This is a genomic window from Rhizobium oryzicola, from assembly GCF_030504645.1.
Lineage (GTDB): Bacteria > Pseudomonadota > Alphaproteobacteria > Rhizobiales > Rhizobiaceae > Neorhizobium > Neorhizobium oryzicola.
In genome coordinates, this window is sequence record NZ_JAUKWQ010000003.1 from 475341 (window position 1) to 493645 (window position 18305).

Consider the following 18305-nt stretch of genomic DNA (forward strand, 5'->3'; position numbering starts at 1 on the left):
CTCAAAGATATTTGGTGATGGCTTTGAACGCGTCGACAGCCTTGCGCTGTTCGCGATCCAGCGGGCCAACCGTTTCATCCAGGCAATGGTCCAGATGATCCTGGATCAGGGTGCGCTTGGCATTGGCAACCGCCTTTTCCACCGCATGCAGCTGCTGCGCGAGTTCCAGGCATGGTCGGCCGGCTTCAATCATCTCGATCACGCTGCGCAGATGTCCATCGGCGCGCTTCAGCCGCTTGATGATTTCAGGATGGGTTTCATGACGATGTTCGCTCATAGTTTATACCTATCCCCCTGGAGGGGATATGACAAGACATAGAAGTAAGCGTCGTGAAGGCCGCCGTTATGACCCTGTTAAGCGTCCAGGCCGAGGCTTTGGATATTGCCCGCAAGTTCCTGAGCCAGTCGAAGCGATGCACCGGTCGCGGCTACGATCAGGGGCAGGATCAGCCATTCCAGCGTCCAGGCTGCGCCAGAACGCTCCTGCTCATGAACCAGCGAGTGGTGCATGCCGGATAGTTGGACGGCGTTGAAACGGGCGAGCGACACCAGCACTTCGGCCGCAACGGGATTCTGCTTGTGCGCCATGGCGGAAGAACCGCCGCCGCCGGCGAGCTTGATCTCGCCGCCCATTTCCGCGAGCAACGCAATATCTTGACCAAACTTGCCGAGGCTACCGCTGATCAACGAGAGAAGATCGGCGACTTCCACGAGGATGTCGCGCTGGCTCTGCCATTGCGGGCCATCCGCCAGACCCAATTCGCTCGCGAGCGCGGCACGGATTGCAATACCTTTTTCACCCAGCTTGTCGAGCGTTCCGGCCGCACCGCCAAACTGCAGGGGCAAACCCTTGCCAAGCAGGGCAGCAAGGCGCTCCCTGTGTCTTGCCAGCGGAAAGCCCCAGGCGTGCAGACGGTCTGCGACTGTAATCGGGAGCGCCGCCTGCATCCGCGTATGCCCCATAAGGTTACGTCGTCCATGAACGTCGTCCAGCGCCGCGAAAGCAGAAATCAGCGCTTCAAGCCGCTCACCAAACAACGCCAGCACATCCTTCAGGCGCAGCATCAGGGAGGTGTCGATCACATCCTGGCTGGTCGCACCAGTATGGACATGCGCCGCCGCATCACCACCCACGGCTGAGCGTAATTGCTTGACCAGTTCTGCGACCACAACGCCATCGCGACCGGTGCCTCGCTTCAGTCTCTCCATATCCGGCTTAAAGCCTTGGAGAACAGCGACGATACGGGCTGCTGCATCCTGCGGAATGACACCGGCCCCGGCTTCCGCCCGGGCCAGCGCAATCTCGAACCGGAGCATGGCCTGAACATCCGCCTCCGCTGTGAAGAAACGGGCGGTCTCGTCGTCGCCAACGAGACCGGAAAGAAAGGGATGTTCGAAGGCTGAGATGCTCATGGGTCTCAATTCAAGGGTAATCAGATATCAAAGAAGACGGTTTCGTTTTCACCCTGCAGGTGGATGTCGAAGGTTACCGTGTCCCCTTCCCTCTTCCCGATCAGTGTCGGTACGCGCACACGATGTTCGATGCGGGCAAGAACGGGATCTTCCGCGTTGGCCGCTTCCTCATCGGAAAAATACATGCGCGTCTGCAAGCCGATATTGATGCCGCGCGCCACGATCCAGAGCGTGACATGCGGCGCCATCAACCGACCGTCGCGAAACGGCACCTTACCCGGCTTGATGGTTTCGAACACGAATTCGCCCGTCGTCATGTCGGCCGGGCAACGACCCCAGCCGAAGAAGTTCGGATCTGCGGAGCCGCGCGTTTCCGAAGGGCTGTTGTAGAAGCCATCGGAATCCGCCTGCCAGATTTCGACCAGCGCATCCTTTAGAACGGTGCCGGAGCCATCGAAGACCCGGCCGCGAATGGTGATGCGCTCGCCGCGGGTCTTGTCGTTATACATCGGGCCTGAGCCGAGATCGGTTTCGTAGACGCCGTGGATGCCGGTGAAGTTCGGCGTACAACCGATATGCACGTAAGGCCCGGCCGTCTGGGAAGGCGATTCTTTCAGGTAGTTCAGAGGCTGCACCATCTCAGTTGCCCTCCTTCCGGTTTTCGAAGAATGTCGAGCGACGTCCGCGCAGAACGATATCGAACTTGTAGGCGCGCATGTCCATCGGGATCGTGTTGTTCATGTCGAGCGGTGCGATCAGGCGCTTGATCGCTTCTTCATCGGGAATCGTTTTCACGATCGGGCAGATCCAGATCAGCGGGTCACCCTCGAAATACATCTGGGTAATCAGGCGCTGCGCAAAACCATGTCCGAAAACGGAGAAATGGATATGCGCTGGGCGCCAGTCGTTGACGCCGTTCGGCCAGGGGTACGGACCGGGCTTGATGGTGCGGAACCAGTAATAGCCGTTCTCGTCGGCGATCGTGCGGCCGAAGCCGCCGAAATTGGGATCGAGCGCCGCGAGATAGGTTTCCTTCTTGTGGCGATAGCGGCCGCCGGCATTTGCCTGCCAGAATTCCACCAGCGCGCCGGCCACGCCAACGCCACGCTCGTCCAGCACACGGCCATGCACGAGAATGCGCTGGCCGATAGCCATCTCGCCGGGCTTGGCATAGTTGATGATCAGGTCGTTATCGAACTCGCCGATCGTGTTGTGGCCGAAGACAGGCCCGGTGATTTCGCTCTTGGTCCCGTCCAGAGAGATCAGGGCGCGCTGGGGCGAGCGCAGCACCGTGGTCTTGTAGCCCGGCGCAAAGGCCGGCGGGTGCCAGTCACGGTCTCGGGCGAAAAACGGCCCGGATTCAGGAAGCGTATTTTTCATTTCGTATCCTCCTCTGCGCCATCAGGCGCCTCCATCTCGGCATAGATTGATTTTGCGATCTTGAAGGCATGGTTGGCTGCCGGTACGCCGGCATAGATGGCGACATGCAGAAGCGCCTCGCGGATATCTTCCTTTGTCGCCCCGGTATTCGCCGTGGCACGAATATGCATCGCCACTTCCTCGTCCTGGCCGAGGGCGGCGAGTAGCGCGATTGTCACGATGGAACGCTCGCGCTTGGTGAAATTGGGCCGGGACCAGACATTGCCCCAGGCGCTTTCCGTGATCAGTTCCTGGAACGGCGCATCAAAGGAGGTCTCCTTGGCAATCGCGCGATCGACATGCGCATCGCCCAGAACCGAGCGGCGCGTCGCCATGCCCTGATGATAACGGTCGGATCGAAGAGCGGAATCGGCCATCGGTCAGGCTCCCGGCAAGGTGTTGAGAAAGCGTCTGAGCCTTGCGATGAAATCAGCAGGCTGTTCGACACATGGAATGTGGGCGGCCCCTTCGATCACCTCGAACCCGGCCTGGGGGACGAGATCGGCCAGCGAGCGGACGAGATCGGGGGGCGTGGATCCATCCTGATCGCCCACCACGCAGAGAGCGGGCACAGCGATCGATCGGGCCGTTTCGGTGAAGTCGGCATCGCGGATAGCAGCACAGGTGCTGGCATAACCTGGCACCGGCTGGCGAACCAGCATGTTGCAATAGCCTTCGTAATCGGCGTTGTCGAGCGTGCGATAGGTGGGCGTGAACCAGCGAGACATGACCGGCTCGAGAATGCCCTCGATGCCATTCATCTCGACCGCTTCGATGCGAGCCTTCCAGAATTCCGGCGTGCCGATCTTGTGGGCCGTATCGGCAAATACGACGGCGCGGATGAGGTCCGGTCGCGCCTTGTAGAGGCCGAGTGCGATCAGGCCACCCACCGACAGGCCGCAGAGGATGACATTCTTTAGACCGTAATGATCCAGCAGACCGGCGAGGTCTGCGGCATGATCCTCGATCCGGTAAGGCGACTGACCAATGCCCGACAGGCCATGGCCGCGCTTGTCATAGGTCAGGATGGTGAACTCGCCTGCGAGATCCGCGACAACGTGATCCCAGATGCGGCGATCGGTGCCGAGCGAATTGATGAAGACGATTGCCGGCTTATCGCTGCCCAGGCCCTGGATGTCGTGCGCCAGCACGACGCCGTTGATCCGCGTGAACTTCATGATCAAATCTCCTCCGCTGCTGTTATTGCAGATATCAAATGGTTCGGTAAAATGACATTTTCTGGCGGTTTTATTAACTGATAGGTTATGTGAATGATCGGCGCGCGCGTTAAATTCCGTCACTTGCAGACATTTGTGGAAGTTGCCCGCCAGAAAAGCGTTGTCAAAGCGGCTGACAGTCTGCACATCAGCCAGCCCGCCGTGACCAAGACCATCCGCGAGTTGGAGGAGGAATTGGGTGTTGCCGTGCTGGAGCGCGACGGCCGCGGGATCCGCCTGACCCGTCACGGCGAAGTTTTCCTCCGTCATGCGGGTGCGTCGCTGACTGCCCTGCGGCAGGGCATCGACTCCGTCTCGCAGGAGCTTCTGGACAATGCGCCGCCGGTGCGGGTTGGTGCGCTTCCCACCGTTTCGACCAGGATCATGCCACGCGCCATGACACTCTTTCTGGAAGAAGGCACCCGGAGCCGTATCAAGATCGTAACGGGCGAGAATGCCGTTCTTCTGGAGCAATTGCGGGTCGGCGATCTCGATCTCGTCGTCGGACGATTGGCCGCGCCGGAGAAGATGACCGGCTTTTCCTTCGAGCATCTGTATTCCGAACAGGTCCTTTTCACCGTGCGGGTCGGCCACCCACTTCTCGCCGGGCATTCCTTGTTGAACAGGCTCGGCCAATATCCGGTGCTGATGCCGACGCGGGGGTCGATCATCCGCCCCCTGGTGGAGCAGTTGTTGATCGCAAACGGCGTCGGAAACATTCCCACACAGGTCGAGACGGTTTCCGATGCCTTTGGCCGTGCCTTCGTCCGCTCCAGCGACGCAGTGTGGATCATCTCCAGCGGTGTCGTGGCCGGCGACATTGCAGATGGTGTCCTGGCCGCTTTGCCGCTGGACACAAGCGAAACGAAAGGACCGGTGGGGCTGACGCTTCGCGCTGACGCAACGCCGCCACTGCCGCTCTCGATCCTCATGCAGACGATCCGGCAGGCCGCGTCCGACATCGCACCGGTCGCTTGATACGGATGCGCTCAGTTGGTGGCGCGAAGGCGGCTTTCCACCAGCAGACCGCTTTCATCCAGGATGGGATGTGCGACCGAAACAATATGGGCATTGATGCGCTTCAGGTCGCGCAGCATGTCCAGATGCAACGAGCTTGTTTGCAGGCTCTCCAGACGCCCGTCCTGCAGGCGCTTCAAGTGACGCTCGGAAGATTCCTTTTCCATCCGACGCACCGCCACCTTCACTTCCATCATCTGGCGAGCGAGATCAAAATCACGCGTCACGAAAATGGTCTGGGCAACGCGCAGATTGTCCAGCGTCATGTTCATCAGCTGCAAAAGCTCGTTATAGCCGTCCTCGGAAAATTTCAGGCCCTGCGCAACCTTCTTGGTGACCTGCGGCATCAGGCCCTTTTCGATGATATCGCCGATATGCTCAAGGTTGATGGCGTAATCGATGATCTGGATGGATCGGCGGCTGTTCTCGTCGCTCAAACCCACCCTCGCCAGCAGCGAGAGATAGACCTTCACCTCCTGCTGAAGACGGTCTACGCGGCGTTCAAGCTGCGCCACCTCCACCAGCTCGGATAGATCATTCTTGGTAAAAGCGTGCGAGGTCTTGATCAGCATGCGCTCGATGAGATCACCGACAGCAAGCACCTCGCGCGTCGCACTGGTCAGCGCGACCACCGGACTCGACAGCTCGTCCCGGTCAAGGAACTTCGGTGCCATGTCGGCTTTCGCCTCTTCAGGGATGAGGCGCGCCATACGATCGGAAAGCAGCGTTGCAAACGGCCATGCCACCAGCGCCAGCAAAAGATTGAAGGCAAGGTGCGCATCGACCGGCATCATTTGCGGCGGGGTGGGTGCATGGTCCAGCAGCATGCCGCCATAGCCCGCCAGCGGCATCACAGCCAGGCAGCCAACGCCGCGCACGATGATGTTGCCGAGCGTCACCCGGCGTGCCGCAGCCGCGCCGCTCATGGACGCGACAAAGGGCGGAATGGCGCCGCCGAAATTCGCACCGAGCACCATGACGATGATCAGCGCCGGCGGTACGATTCCTTTGGATGCAACGGAGAGAATGAGAATGACCGCTGCCAGACTGGATGAGGATGCGAAGGCAATGAAGGCCGCCAGCAGAAACGCCACAGGCCATGCAGAATCCAGCAGACCGATGAAGGCGATCAGAACGGGCGATTCTCTCAACGGCTCGGTGGCGGCGCTCATGAGGTGCAGCGAAAGCAGCATCAGGCCGATACCGATCAGCGCCGAACCCAGTCCCTGTCGGCTGGAGGATTTCGCCCTGTAGAAGGCAATCCCAACCAGGATCAGCAGCGGCGAAAGCCAGCCAACGCCGAAGCCAACAATCCAGGCCGTCACCGCCGTGCCGACATTCGCGCCCAACAGCACGATCTGCGCCATGCGCGGCTTCACCAGATCCTTCTCCACGAAGGATGCCGTCATCAATGCGGTTGCCGTGGAACTTTGCAGGGCGACGGTTGCGACAAAGCCGGACAGGAAGGATCTGACGCCCGTCCGTGTGCCCGTGGAAAGACCAGTGCGCAGCTGTGCACCGAAGGCCCGAGAAACGCCTTCCTTGACCTGAGAAAGACCGAACAACAGCAGTGCCACGGCTCCGAGGAGATTGATGATGACCGCTGTCGAGCCCATGTTTCCGCTTCTTCCTCGGCCGAGGGCCGCCCACACTCTGCCATAAACAGACGCATCGGGAAGGTCGTCACCTGTCGGACTGGCCGGCACAGCGAGAACGACCCCGCCGGATATGCCCCTGCTAAAGGCTGATTGTCCTCCGAAACCTCTAAGGATTCGTAGAGACCAATGAGAAACGATACTGCATACAATGGAGCAAGGCTATCCTGATCCGGCTAATTAGTTAGCCGGAATGCGTCACTGCTCTCACAAGCAGGCATACACTCTGCCGCAGGTGTGCGAAGGTCACGGAGCGGCGGCGTTTTGCTTGCCGCGCTGCTCTACCAAAAACAGCAGGAAGCCGGTGAGCCCGAGGAGCCCACCAACGACAGCGGTCGCATTCCAGCCGCCGAGATGGTAGGTCAGCGTTCCCAGCGTGGAGCCGATCGCCCCGCCGATGAAAGCGGACGTCATGTAGATCGCGTTCAACCGTCCGCGCTTTTCCGGTGCGATGGCAAAGATAATGCGCTGGCTGACAATCTGATTGCCCTGTACGGCTGCATCGATGACGATGGCGAAGATGGCCAGCAGCACGAGTGCGCCTCCGGCCACGGCAAAGCCGGTCGCGAAGAAGAACAGCGACAGGCACAGCATGGCTGCTCCTGAGAGAACCAGGCCAAGGCCGCGATCTGCCAGCCGTCCGGCGAGCGGGGCGGCGAGCGCACCACCGGCACCAGCCAGCGCAAACAGGCCGATCGCCTGCTGGCTTAGCTGAAAGCGCTCCGACAGGGCAAAGGGAATGGCGGTCCAGAACAGGTTGAAGGCACAGAAAACCAGCATCTGATAGGCTGAGCGCCAGCGCAGCACCGGGGTTTCCCGGATCAGCCCCGCCATGGATTTCAGGATCTGCGGATAGGTGAGCTGCCCGTGCGGCGTGTGCCGAGGCATGATGGCGGCAAGCGCCACCCCAATGATGGTCATCAGCACCGCCGACAGCCAGAAGACGGCGCGCCAGCCGAAGCTCGCGGAAATGAACAGTGAAACCGGACGCGCCAGCATGATGCCGGTCAAAAGAGCGCCCATGACATTGCCGACCACACGCCCGCGCCTCTGCAACGGAACAAGATGCGCGATAAAGGGAACAAGGACCTGGGCGGACGTCGAGCACAAACCGATCAGAAATGCGCACACGAAAAAGACGACCGCAGACGTCGAGAGCGCCATGCCGACCAGGCCGAGAATGGTGATGGCGAGCGTGGACAACGCTAGCGTCTTGTTCTCCACGCGGTCGGCAAGCGACACGAGAAAGAACAGGCCGATGCCGTAGCCGATCTGCGTGGTGCTGACGATGGTGCCCGCAACGTCGGCGCTGACGCCGATTTCCGGCGCGATCGAGGAGATCAGCGGTTGGGCGTAATAGATATTGGCGACAAGCGTGCCCGTCGCGAGACCCACCGTCGCGACCAGCAGGCTGGAGGGACCTTGTGAGGGTTCGGTCGCCTCGGCGTGGGGTGAACCGGCCATATTGTTTTCCTTAACGGTCATCCAAACGCATGGGGACTATGAAATCCCCCTCATCCGCCCGTCGTCAGCGGTTCCCCTCTCCCCAAGAGGAGAGGTACGCCGAGCGAAGCGGAGGCGGGTGAGGGGGCGGAGCAGGTCAGCCTGCCAGTGTCGCGATATCGATCACGAAGCGATAGCGCACATCGCTCTTCAGTACGCGCTCGTAAGCGGTGTTGACGTCCTTGATGTCGATGATCTCGACATCGGCTGCGATGTTATGCTTTCCGCAGAAATCCAGCATTTCCTGAGTTTCCTTGATAGAGCCGATCATCGAGCCCGCTAGACTGCGACGGCCTGGGATCAGTGCGAAGGCATGCACCGGCACCGGATGTTCCGGCGCACCGACCAGCACCATGGTGCCATCGACCTTGAGGAGACCGAGATAGGCATTCCAGTCGATCCCGGCGCTGACGGTGCAGATGATCAGGTCGAACGTGCCTGCGAGCTTCTTGAAAGTCTCGGCATCCGACGTCGCGTAATAGTCCTTGGCGCCGAACTTCAGGCCATCGTCCTTCTTGGAAAGCGACTGGCTGAGCACGGTGATGTCAGCCCCCATGGCTGCGCCGATCTTGACGCCCATATGGCCGAGACCGCCCATGCCAACGATGGCAACCTTCTTACCGGGACCGGCCTTCCAGTGTGCCAGCGGCGAATACAGCGTGATGCCGGCGCAGAGCAGCGGTGCTGCCTTGTCGAGCGGCAGGTTGTCCGGGATGGACAGCACATAGCCTTCTTTCACGACGATCGAGTCCGAATAGCCGCCATAGGTCGGCGTTTCGCCATCGGCTTCCACGTCGTTGTAGGTCTGGACGAGGCCGGGCATATACTGTTCGTTGTCGAGGTCGCGCGTCTGGCAATGGACGCAGGAATCGACGAAGCAGCCGACACCGACATGATCGCCAACCTTGAACTTGCTGACCTTGGAGCCGACCGCTGTCACAACGCCGGCGATTTCATGACCCGGCACCATGGGGAAGCGGGAATTGCCCCATTCATTGCGCGCCTGGTGGATATCCGAATGGCAGATGCCGGAATACTTGATGGCGATGACGACGTCGTCTTCGCGGGGTTCGCGGCGTTCGAAGGTAAATGGTTCGAGGGGCTTGGACGCATCCGTTGCCGCATAGCCTCGTGCAATAGCCATGGTTCAACCTTCCGATAAATAGATGTGGGAAGCCTCCCGGAATTGGGAGGCCGCTCTTCTTAACGGATAACATGGCGCTCCGGTTTGTTCGATCAACCGGATTTCTTGCACGATCCTCTAATCGCACATCCCATCAATAGGGAAGGCCAACGTAGTTTTCCGCCATGGCCCTGGAAGCCGCTTCGGAATGGGTCAGATAATCCAGTTCGGCCTCCTGGATCTTTTGGCCGAAATCGCCTGTATCCGGGAAACGGTGCATCAGGGTCGTCATGGACCAGGAGAAGCGAACGGATTTCCAGACGCGGCTTAAGGCACGCGCTGAATAGGCATCCACCCCGGCGCGGGATTTGTCTGCGTAAAACTCTCGCAAGCCATTGAAGAGATAGTAGACATCGCTGGCCGCAAGGTTCAGGCCCTTGGCACCGGTGGGCGGCACGATGTGCGCCGCATCACCGACGAGGAATAGCGTGCCGAAGCGCATGGGTTCGGCTACGAAAGACCGTAGCGGTGCGATGGATTTCTCGAACGAGGGACCAACCACCATGGCGTCTGCATGGTGCTGCGGCAAACGGCGGCGCAACTCGTCGAAGAAGCGCTCATCCGACCAATCCTCTACCTTGTCGTCCAGCGTGCATTGCACGTAATACCGGCTGCGCGTTTCCGAGCGCATGGAGCAGAGCGCGAAGCCGCGGGGATGGTTGGCATAGATCAGCTCATGGCTGACGGGCGGGATATCCGCCAGCACACCGAGCCAGCCAAACGGATAGATCTTTTCGAAGGTCTTGATGGCGCCCTCAGGCACGGACTTGCGGCTGATACCGTGGAAGCCGTCGCAACCGGCGATGAAGTCGCAGTCGATGCGGTGCGTTACGCCATCCTTCTCGTAGCTGACGTACGGCTTGGCGCCATCGAATTCGTGCGGCGTGACATTGGCGGCCTCATAGATCGTCGTAGCACCTGCGGCATCGCGCGCATCCATCAGGTCGCGTGTCACTTCCGTCTGGCCATAGACCATCACGCGCTTGCCGGTGAGGCCGAACAGGTCGATGCGGTGATCGCGCCCGTCGAAGGCCAGTGAATAGCCGTCATGCGGCAGGCCTTCGGCATGCATCCTGTCCCCTGCCCCCGCCTCATCCAACAGGCCGACCGTACCCCATTCCAGCACGCCGGCGCGGACGCGGCCCAGAATGTAATCACGGCTGACGCGATCGAGAATGATGTTGTCGATGCCGGCCTTGGTCAGAAGCTGACCGAGCAGAAGGCCCGCGGGCCCCGAGCCAATAATGGCGACCTGTGTACGCATGGTTTCCTCCCGTGGCGTGGTGATCGCAAATTTGCGAGGTCAGCTTCGAGAGAACAATGGACATTTGCTTCCTCTTCTTGCACAAATCGAACATCAGCCTGGGAGGAGACGATGGCTGGACCTGTTCCGACCTATAACCTCTACGGCGAGGAAAGCGCCGTAGAACGAGCGTTTTGGGTGCACTGCGAAACAATTGCGGCGCGCAGCAGCGGCTATCGCTGGGAAATCGGCCTGCACCGGCACGAGAGTTTTTTGCAATTCCTGCACATCAGGAGCGGTTCGGGTGATGCACTACTTCCCTCAGGCACGGTACCGCTTATCCCCCCTTGCGTGGTGGTGGTGCCGCCGGGACCGGAGCACGGCTTCCGCTTCTCACCGGATATCGATGGCCTTGTGGTGACACTGGTGCCGGAACGGCTGCGCCTTGCGCGCGATTTGCCGGGCAAGGCGCCCTGGTTTCCGCTTCCCACACTGATGGAACTCGGCTCCAGCGGTGATGCCGCTTATCTTGATGCTACCTTTCAGCGGATTGCCGAAGAGTATGACGGCCAGCGCGTCGGTCGGGATGAATGTCTCGAGGCGCATGTGGCAACGGTCATCCTGCTCCTCGGACGACTTCTGCTGCCGGAACCGCAGGATGACCCGGCCGACCTCAATCGCCAGCGCGTGCAACAGCTCATGCGGCTGATCGCCGATCATTACCGCGAACAGTTGACGGTAGAAAGCTGCGCGGCTCGGCTGAAGCTTTCGCCGACGCATCTCAACCGGATCGTGCGCCAGGTGACCGGTGCTAGCACGCATGATCTCATCATCGGAAAATCCATTGAAGAAGCCAAGCGAGCGCTGGTCTTTACCGCCAGCAGTGTGCAGGCCATCGCTGAAAGCCTCGGCTTTTCCGATGCCGCTTACTTTTCCCGCTGTTTCCGCCATCGCACCGGCATGACGCCCAAGGCCTATCGCGACGCGGAACGGGCAAAGCTTCGGAACAAAGAGGCTGAGGGTTCTGTTTAAGGATCAAATCCTCAAACGGAGAAGATAGACGATGGCTGAACATCTGGGCGAAGCGGCAAGCAACGGCAAGCTGAATGTCGGCGGCGGAAACTCTTCGGTAGGCTACAAAGTCACCGCCCGCAAACAAGATGGCGGCAAGGTGAAGGTGGCCATCAGCGTCATGGCCCCGCGCGACTGGCTGCTGAAACAGGGTTTCAAGCAGGATGCGACGCTGGTTCGCGCCAATGGCGGCGAATTGGCCGTTCGCCACACCGGCGGAGAGCTAGACGTGTCGGACAGCATTTCCGTGACGCTGTCGGCTGCTGAGGTGGAGTGCGACTCCGAGGAGCAGGCGCGCCAGGCGTTTCCGGAACTGGAACTTAATTCGTGAGGCTGAAAACGCATCAGGCGAGAAAACTGATTTATCACCCTGTCGCGAGCGAAAGCTGAGGGGTAAGGTGGAGCCCTTGCTCACCAGAGCTCGAGATAGAGATCCCGCCAGTCGGGATTCATGGCTTCGATCAGTTCGATCTTCCATTTGCGATACCAGCGCTTCAGGGACTTTTCGCGCTGGATCTCCGTCTCGATCCGGTCGTGTTCCTCGTACCAGACCAGCATCCGGCAACCGTATTTGGCAGCAAATCCGTCGTTGATCCCTTCGCGGTGTTCCCAGACCCGCCGCGCTATGTCCGATGTCACGCCGACATACAGCGTTCCGTTCTTTTGATTGGTGATGATGTAGACATAACCCGCCATGCGTGCAGCATGCTTGTATCTGGGGTCAGGCCCGAGGATGACGGAGTTTGTAGGACCGGCAGGAGCCCCAAGGGCTGGCTGACTCGTTGAAATGTTTGATGGGGCAACCTTTGGCATCCCCTAACGGTGGTCATTCCCTCGCCGTCGTCATCCTCGGTCCTCGGGTTTAATCCGAGGATGACCCGAGGATCCACACTGAACTGTGCACTTCGCCAGAGCCTCGGCTGTGCTTTCAGGGGTGCTGGCAATGACCTTCAGATAAGTGCGGGGCTGCTCAGCGGTGTAACGCCAGCTTGTTTTTGGATCCTCGGGTCAGGCCCGAGGATGACGGAGTTTGTGGGGTGATTGGTGCCCCAAAAACTGGTTCACCTGTTGAAACGCCTGATGGCCCGTTCCACGCTTGATAGGGGCACCTTTGGTATCCCCTCCACGGTCGTCATCCTCGGGCTTGACCCGAGGATCCATGATGAACCGCGCCCTTGGGGAAGGCTTCCACCGTGCCGTCGGAATTGCGGCGATGACCTGAAAATAGGCGGGGAAGGTGGAGTTCCAGCAAGGCCGCAGCGAAGTCCCTGATTGGCTAATGACGGCCGACCACTATGCAAAACGGTCGACCGCATTTTCATTCTTTTGTTGCAGTAGAACCGCTACTCGTTCTTGAGTGCAGCCGATCAGCAATGGGTTGCCATCTGTCCGCTATTTCTTGTGCCAGCGCCTGAAGCTGTTTTCTTCTTTGAATGTTGCGTTTTGCAGCGGGAAACATTTCCTCCCTGAATACATCAGCAACTATGCACATATTGGGATCTGAACTGCCTAAATGGCTTAGGTTTTGTTCAGAAAACCAATGGAGCAATGTGGCAAAGAGCACGCCACGTTCGGTATCTTGACCAGAATTTAAAGGCCAAACTTTTCCGAAGTAGGGTTTTATTACGCCGATAAATGGATCGCGAAATCCTGATTGGCGTCTCTTCAAAATTACTGGCGCTTTGATGCGGATCGTAATCCCACCTACCTCAATGCCGTGTGGAATATCTACCGCAAACTCAACGGCATAGTCCTTCAGTGACCATGGCGCGGATTTCACATGTTGAATTGCATCTAGTGCATTCAGTAAGCGCTGCTCATGATGATCTGAACTTGCTTCACGCAACTGATAGGATTTGTCTAGCCCATCAAGGCGTTTAGGATCTTTGCAGCCGGAAACGAGGAAATGAGCGGTCGCTCGCTCAATGTCAGGATACATAGTATCCATGATGAACGTAGGAGGCTGAAGAGCGTTTTCTATTATAGTGACGCGCTTTTGCGGGCTCGCAAATGCATACTCGATGAACTTATGTGCACTTATCGTTTTATTCGCGTTCATAGGCGTTCCCTTGCGCTCTGCGCATGTGAGGAATGCCGTCGCCAACTCGACTCTGATAAAGACTCTCCGTACAATGACCTTGCTACAGGGTGGAGAGCTTTTCTTTGCCCCACGAGGGTGACAGCCTGTTCGTGGTATCCAAAGCCGAGACTGCCAGGTCTCGGCTTTGGTATTTCTAGGACTTGCGAACATGCGCATTCCTTTATGTCTTTCTGTGCCATAGACGGCAAAAGCCCAGGGACGTAATCCCCGGGCTTCCCCAAACTTACCGAAATTTCTCGGCCCCTTTCCTCAAGAGCACCCACTCGTGGCGCCGCACGTGTCACACTTCTCGCAGGTGCCGTTGCGCACCATCGTGAAGTTCTGGCACTCGGAGCACATGTTGCCCGTATAGCCTTGGGCGATCGAGCGCATGCGGCGTTCGGCTTCCACCTTCTTGGCATCGGCCTTGGCCGTGGCTGCGTCGGCAGCGGCCTTGTCCGAGAAGAGGCCGGTGGCAGCTTCGTCGGCCAGCACTTCCTCGGCCACCTCCTCCGCCAGTTCGCGGGCCCGCTCCTCATAGTCCCGCTTGAAGGAGACCACTTCGGAGGTGGAGATGGCGACCGTCGGTTCCAGCTTGCGGGCGGCAGAGCCGGCAAAGGCCGTCACATTGCCGCCGGCGGATGCCTTGGCAGGAGCAGCAGACGCTGCACCGCGCGGTTCGCTGGCTGCCGGTGCGGCGCTGGAAACCAGCGTCGGACGGTAACCACGGGTCAGGCCCTTGGAGACGATATCGGCCTTGCCTTCCGAAACGCCACGGCCAAGTGCCGTGTTGGAGAAGTCGGACGTATCGACATGCGCCAGATCATGGCGGCCGAGATAGGAGACGGCGAGTTCGCGGAACACGTAGTCGAGGATCGACGTGGCGTTCTTGATTGCGTCATTGCCCGTCACGATGCCGGCCGGCTCGAACTTGGTGAAGGTGAAGGCATCCACATATTCTTCCAGCGGCACGCCGTACTGGAGGCCGAGCGACACCGAGATCGCGAAGTTGTTGATGAAGGCGCGCAGCGCCGAACCTTCCTTGTTCATGTCGAGGAAGATTTCGCCAAGGCGGCCGTCGTCATACTCGCCGGTGCGCAGGAAGATGGTATGACCGCCGATCTTCGCCTTCTGGGTATAACCCTTGCGGCGGCCCGGCAGCTTCTCCTGGCTGCGAACCAGACGTTCCACCACGCGCTCGACGATCTTTTCGGTCACGATCACGGCCTGGGCGGCTGCCGGCTGCGCCAGCAGTTCTTCCACCGTGTCTTCGTCTTCCTCATCCTCGATCAGCGAGGCGTTCAGCGGCTGGGAGAGCTTCGAGCCATCGCGGTAAAGCGCATTGGCCTTCAGTGCCAGCTTCCAGGAAAGCATGTAGGCCGCACCGCAATCTTCAACCGTTGCCTCGTTCGGCATGTTGATCGTCTTGGAGATCGCACCTGAGATGAACGGCTGGGCTGCCGCCATCATGCGGATATGGCTTTCGACCGAGAGGTAACGCTTGCCGATCTTGCCGCAAGGGTTGGCGCAATCGAAGACAGGCAGATGCTCGGCCTTCAGGAAGGGGGCGCCTTCCAGCGTCATCGCACCGCAGACATGGATGTTCGCGGCTTCGATGTCCTTCTTCGAGAAGCCGATATACTCCAGCAGGTTGAAGCTCATGTCGGCGAGCTGCTCGTCGGTGACCTTCAGGGTCTCCTTCAGGAAGTCGGCGCCGAGCGTCCACTGGTTAAAGACGAACTTGATGTCGAAGGCCGCCTTGGTGGCGCCGTTGATCGCTTCGATCTTCTCGTCGGTAAAGCCCTTGGCCTTCAGGGAGCCGGGGTTGATGCCGGGTGCCTGGTTGATGTTGCCGTGGCCGACCGCATAGGCCTCGATCTCGGCGATCTGGCCTTCAGAGTAGCCCAGCGTGCGCAGCGCTTCCGGAACCGCACCGTTGATGATCTTGAAATAGCCGCCGCCAGCAAGCTTCTTGAACTTCACCAGGGCGAAGTCCGGCTCGATGCCTGTGGTGTCGCAGTCCATCACGAGGCCGATCGTGCCGGTTGGCGCAATCACGGTCGTCTGGGCGTTGCGGTAGCCGTGCTTCTCGCCAAGCTCCAGCGCCTTGTCCCAGGCAGCCTTGGCGTGGGCGACGAGATCCTGATCCGGGTTTTCCGAATGCGTCAGCGGCACGGGGTTGACGGACAGACCTTCATAGCCCGCGCCTTCGCCATAGGCTGCGCGGCGATGGTTGCGCATGACGCGCAGCATGTTCTCGCGGTTCGGCTTGAAGCCGGGGAAGGGACCAAGCTCGGAGGCGATTTCCGCCGAGGTGGCGTAGGCGATGCCGGTCATGATCGCGGTCAGCGAGCCGGCAATGGCGCGGCCTTCCGCCGAGTCGTAGGGGATACCAGAGGACATCAGCAGGCCGCCGATGTTCGCATAGCCAAGGCCGAGCGTGCGGTATTCGTAGGAAAGCTCGGCGATCTGGCGCGAGGGGAACTGCGCCATCATGACGGAGACTTCGAGAACGACCGTCCACAGGCGAACGGCATGCTCGTATTCGGCAATGTTGATGCGCTTGGTAGCCTTGTCCTTGAACTGCAGGAGGTTCAATGAGGCAAGATTGCAGGCCGTGTCATCCAGGAACATGTATTCCGAGCACGGGTTGGAGGCGCGGATGGGGCCTGCCGCCGGGCAGGTGTGCCAGTCGTTCATGGTGGTGTTGAAGTGCAGGCCGGGGTCGGCAGAGGCCCAGGCGGCGTAGGAGATCTTCTCCCACAGATCGCGTGCCTTCAGCGTCTTCAAGACCTTGCCGTCCTTGCGGGCGGTCAGGTTCCAGTCGCCATCCTTCTCCACAGCGCGCAGGAAGTCGTCCTTCAGCGAAACGGAGTTGTTGGAGTTCTGGCCGGAAACGGTGAGGTAGGCTTCCGAATCCCAGTCGGTGTCATAGGTCTTGAACTCCAGGTCCTTGTAGCCCTGGCGTGCGAACTGGATGACGCGCTTGACGTAGTTTTCCGGAACCTGATCCTTCTTGGCGGCGCGGATTTCGCGCTTCAGGGCAGGGTTCTTGGCGGGGTCGAAGCAGTCTTCGCCGTCGCCTTCGCAGTTCACGCAGGCCTTCATGATGGCCTTGAGATGCTTGGAAACGATCTTGGAGCCGGTGACGAGAGCGGCAACCTTCTGCTCTTCCTTCACCTTCCAGTCGATATATTCCTCGATATCCGGGTGATCGATATCGACCACCACCATCTTGGCGGCGCGGCGGGTCGTGCCGCCGGACTTGATGGCGCCCGCTGCACGGTCACCGATCTTCAGGAAGGACATCAGGCCGGAGGAGCGGCCACCGCCGGACAGCTTTTCGCCCTCGCCACGCAGGTGGGAGAAGTTGGAGCCGGTGCCGGAGCCATACTTGAACAGGCGCGCTTCACGCACCCACAGATCCATGATGCCGCCTTCGTTGACGAGGTCGTCTTCGACGGACTGGATGAAGCAGGCATGCGGCTGCGGATGTTCGTAGGACGACTTCGACTTCGTCAGCTTGCCGGTGAAGGGATCGACATAGAAATGGCCCTGGCTGGGGCCGTCAATGCCATAGGCCCAGTGCAGGCCGGTGTTGAACCACTGCGGGGAATTGGGGGCAACGCGCTGGGTGGCGAGCATGTAGGCAAGCTCGTCGCGGAAGGCGGACGCATCTTCCTCAGACGAGAAATAGCCGCCCTTCCAACCCCAATAGGTCCAGGTGCCGGCCAGACGGTCGAAAACCTGACGGGCATCGGTTTCCGAACCATAGCGCTCATTCTCGGGCAGATCCTTCATGGCCTTTTCGTCGGCGACGGAACGCCACAGGAAGGAAGGAACATTGTTTTCCTCGACCTTCTTCAGGATCTTCGGCACGCCCGCCTTGCGGAAATATTTCTGCGCCAGAACGTCGGTCGCGACCTGGCTGAACTGCGCAGGCACGTCGATATCCGCCAGACGGAAGACGATCGAGCCATCCGGATTGCGGATCTCGCTGACGGCCTTGCGGAACTCGATGTCCGCATAGGCGCCAAGGCCGGGTTTGGTGAAACGACGTTCAATGCGCATGTCTCTCGTCCTCGCTGTCGCGCCTTTTCAGGGCGCAAGAATTTCCGTTGGCGGCGATCGCATCAACAATCGGCAGCCGTGCCCGTTCCAGATCTCTATCGGTTCATCATCCGTGGGATGGTCGACCTCTATATGGTGGGCAGCCTGCCTGTAAATACTAAATATAGTATCAACGAGCTTTTTGCACCAGCCATTTATGCCTTGGCCGACACGCGAAACGGCACAGGAAACCACGCTGCCGGAATGCCGTCATGGCAAGCCCGGTGAAGCTATAGGCTACAGAGTTTCGCATTGAGGAACCGGCCTCGTGACGCCCGGTTCAGTCGCCGCCGCAACATGGAATGCAATCTTGTTCGAATGCGTGATTCCGTCAAGGCATAGATCGACACAGATTTTTAACCACAAGATATTGTGGCTGTGGACTGTGGAAAAC

16 protein-coding genes are annotated in these 18305 nt (G+C 59.6%); 3 read left to right on the top strand and 13 right to left on the bottom strand.

Annotated elements, in window-relative coordinates; translation table 11 throughout:
• Position 1 precedes the first annotated feature (1 nt).
• From Q2T52_RS12830 to pcaD, 6 genes are all read right to left on the bottom strand, one after another.
• Positions 2–277, bottom strand: a complete 276-nt coding sequence (locus tag Q2T52_RS12830; protein WP_302077127.1) for a metal-sensing transcriptional repressor — start codon at positions 275–277, stop codon at positions 2–4.
• A gap of 77 nt (positions 278–354) precedes the next feature.
• Entirely contained in the window at positions 355–1413 is a 1059-nt protein-coding gene (locus Q2T52_RS12835) for a 3-carboxy-cis,cis-muconate cycloisomerase (RefSeq protein ID WP_302077128.1), read from the bottom strand.
• Between the two features lie 20 nt (positions 1414–1433).
• Positions 1434–2051, bottom strand: coding sequence for a protocatechuate 3,4-dioxygenase subunit alpha (pcaG, locus tag Q2T52_RS12840; RefSeq protein WP_302077129.1), 618 nt, complete (start codon positions 2049–2051; stop codon positions 1434–1436).
• A gap of 1 nt (position 2052) precedes the next feature.
• Entirely contained in the window at positions 2053–2793 is a 741-nt protein-coding gene (pcaH, locus tag Q2T52_RS12845; protein WP_302077130.1) for a protocatechuate 3,4-dioxygenase subunit beta, read from the bottom strand.
• Positions 2790–3209: a 4-carboxymuconolactone decarboxylase gene (pcaC, locus tag Q2T52_RS12850; protein WP_302077131.1), complete on the bottom strand. Its 420-nt coding sequence runs from the start codon at positions 3207–3209 to the stop codon at positions 2790–2792. The genes pcaH and pcaC overlap by 4 nt, the downstream gene beginning before the upstream one ends.
• 3 nt (positions 3210–3212) lie before the next feature.
• A complete protein-coding gene (pcaD, locus tag Q2T52_RS12855) occupies positions 3213–4010 on the bottom strand; it encodes a 3-oxoadipate enol-lactonase (protein ID WP_302077132.1) in 798 nt (265 codons plus the stop codon).
• 93 nt (positions 4011–4103) lie between these two features.
• Here pcaD and pcaQ point away from each other — a divergent pair, with 93 nt between their 5' ends.
• Positions 4104–5027, top strand: a complete 924-nt coding sequence (gene pcaQ / locus Q2T52_RS12860; RefSeq protein ID WP_302077133.1) for a pca operon transcription factor PcaQ — start codon at positions 4104–4106, stop codon at positions 5025–5027.
• Between the two features lie 11 nt (positions 5028–5038).
• Here pcaQ and Q2T52_RS12865 read toward each other — a convergent pair whose 3' ends face one another.
• The 4 genes from Q2T52_RS12865 to pobA all read right to left on the bottom strand — a co-directional run bounded on the left by Q2T52_RS12865 (position 5039) and on the right by pobA (position 10671).
• Positions 5039–6682, bottom strand: coding sequence for a Na/Pi cotransporter family protein (locus Q2T52_RS12865; RefSeq protein ID WP_302077134.1), 1644 nt, complete (start codon positions 6680–6682; stop codon positions 5039–5041).
• Between the two features lie 285 nt (positions 6683–6967).
• Positions 6968–8185 (bottom strand): MFS transporter, encoded by a 1218-nt coding sequence (locus Q2T52_RS12870; protein WP_302077135.1) that lies wholly within the window; start codon positions 8183–8185, stop codon positions 6968–6970.
• A 136-nt stretch (positions 8186–8321) separates the two neighbouring features.
• Positions 8322–9368 carry an NAD(P)-dependent alcohol dehydrogenase gene (locus Q2T52_RS12875; RefSeq protein ID WP_302077136.1) on the bottom strand — a complete coding sequence of 349 codons (1047 nt, stop codon included), beginning with the start codon at positions 9366–9368 and terminating at the stop codon, positions 8322–8324.
• Positions 9369–9501: 133 nt separating this feature from the next.
• Positions 9502–10671: a 4-hydroxybenzoate 3-monooxygenase gene (pobA, locus tag Q2T52_RS12880; RefSeq protein WP_302077137.1), complete on the bottom strand. Its 1170-nt coding sequence runs from the start codon at positions 10669–10671 to the stop codon at positions 9502–9504.
• 111 nt (positions 10672–10782) lie between these two features.
• On the opposite strand from pobA, the gene Q2T52_RS12885 reads away from it, so the two are divergent.
• Together Q2T52_RS12885 and Q2T52_RS12890 are read left to right on the top strand one after the other, a co-directional pair.
• Positions 10783–11682: a helix-turn-helix domain-containing protein gene (locus tag Q2T52_RS12885; RefSeq protein WP_302077138.1), complete on the top strand. Its 900-nt coding sequence runs from the start codon at positions 10783–10785 to the stop codon at positions 11680–11682.
• 31 nt (positions 11683–11713) lie between these two features.
• Positions 11714–12052 carry a hypothetical protein gene (locus tag Q2T52_RS12890; RefSeq protein ID WP_302077139.1) on the top strand — a complete coding sequence of 113 codons (339 nt, stop codon included), beginning with the start codon at positions 11714–11716 and terminating at the stop codon, positions 12050–12052.
• 80 nt (positions 12053–12132) lie between these two features.
• Here the strand turns inward: Q2T52_RS12890 and Q2T52_RS12895 are convergent, their stop codons facing one another.
• The 3 genes from Q2T52_RS12895 to Q2T52_RS12905 form a co-directional block, all read right to left on the bottom strand.
• Positions 12133–12417 carry a GIY-YIG nuclease family protein gene (locus tag Q2T52_RS12895; protein ID WP_302077140.1) on the bottom strand — a complete coding sequence of 95 codons (285 nt, stop codon included), beginning with the start codon at positions 12415–12417 and terminating at the stop codon, positions 12133–12135.
• 622 nt (positions 12418–13039) lie between these two features.
• Positions 13040–13780 (bottom strand): hypothetical protein, encoded by a 741-nt coding sequence (locus Q2T52_RS12900; protein WP_302077141.1) that lies wholly within the window; start codon positions 13778–13780, stop codon positions 13040–13042.
• 291 nt (positions 13781–14071) lie between these two features.
• Positions 14072–17872: a vitamin B12-dependent ribonucleotide reductase gene (locus Q2T52_RS12905; protein WP_302077143.1), complete on the bottom strand. Its 3801-nt coding sequence runs from the start codon at positions 17870–17872 to the stop codon at positions 14072–14074.
• Positions 17873–18305 lie beyond the last annotated feature (433 nt).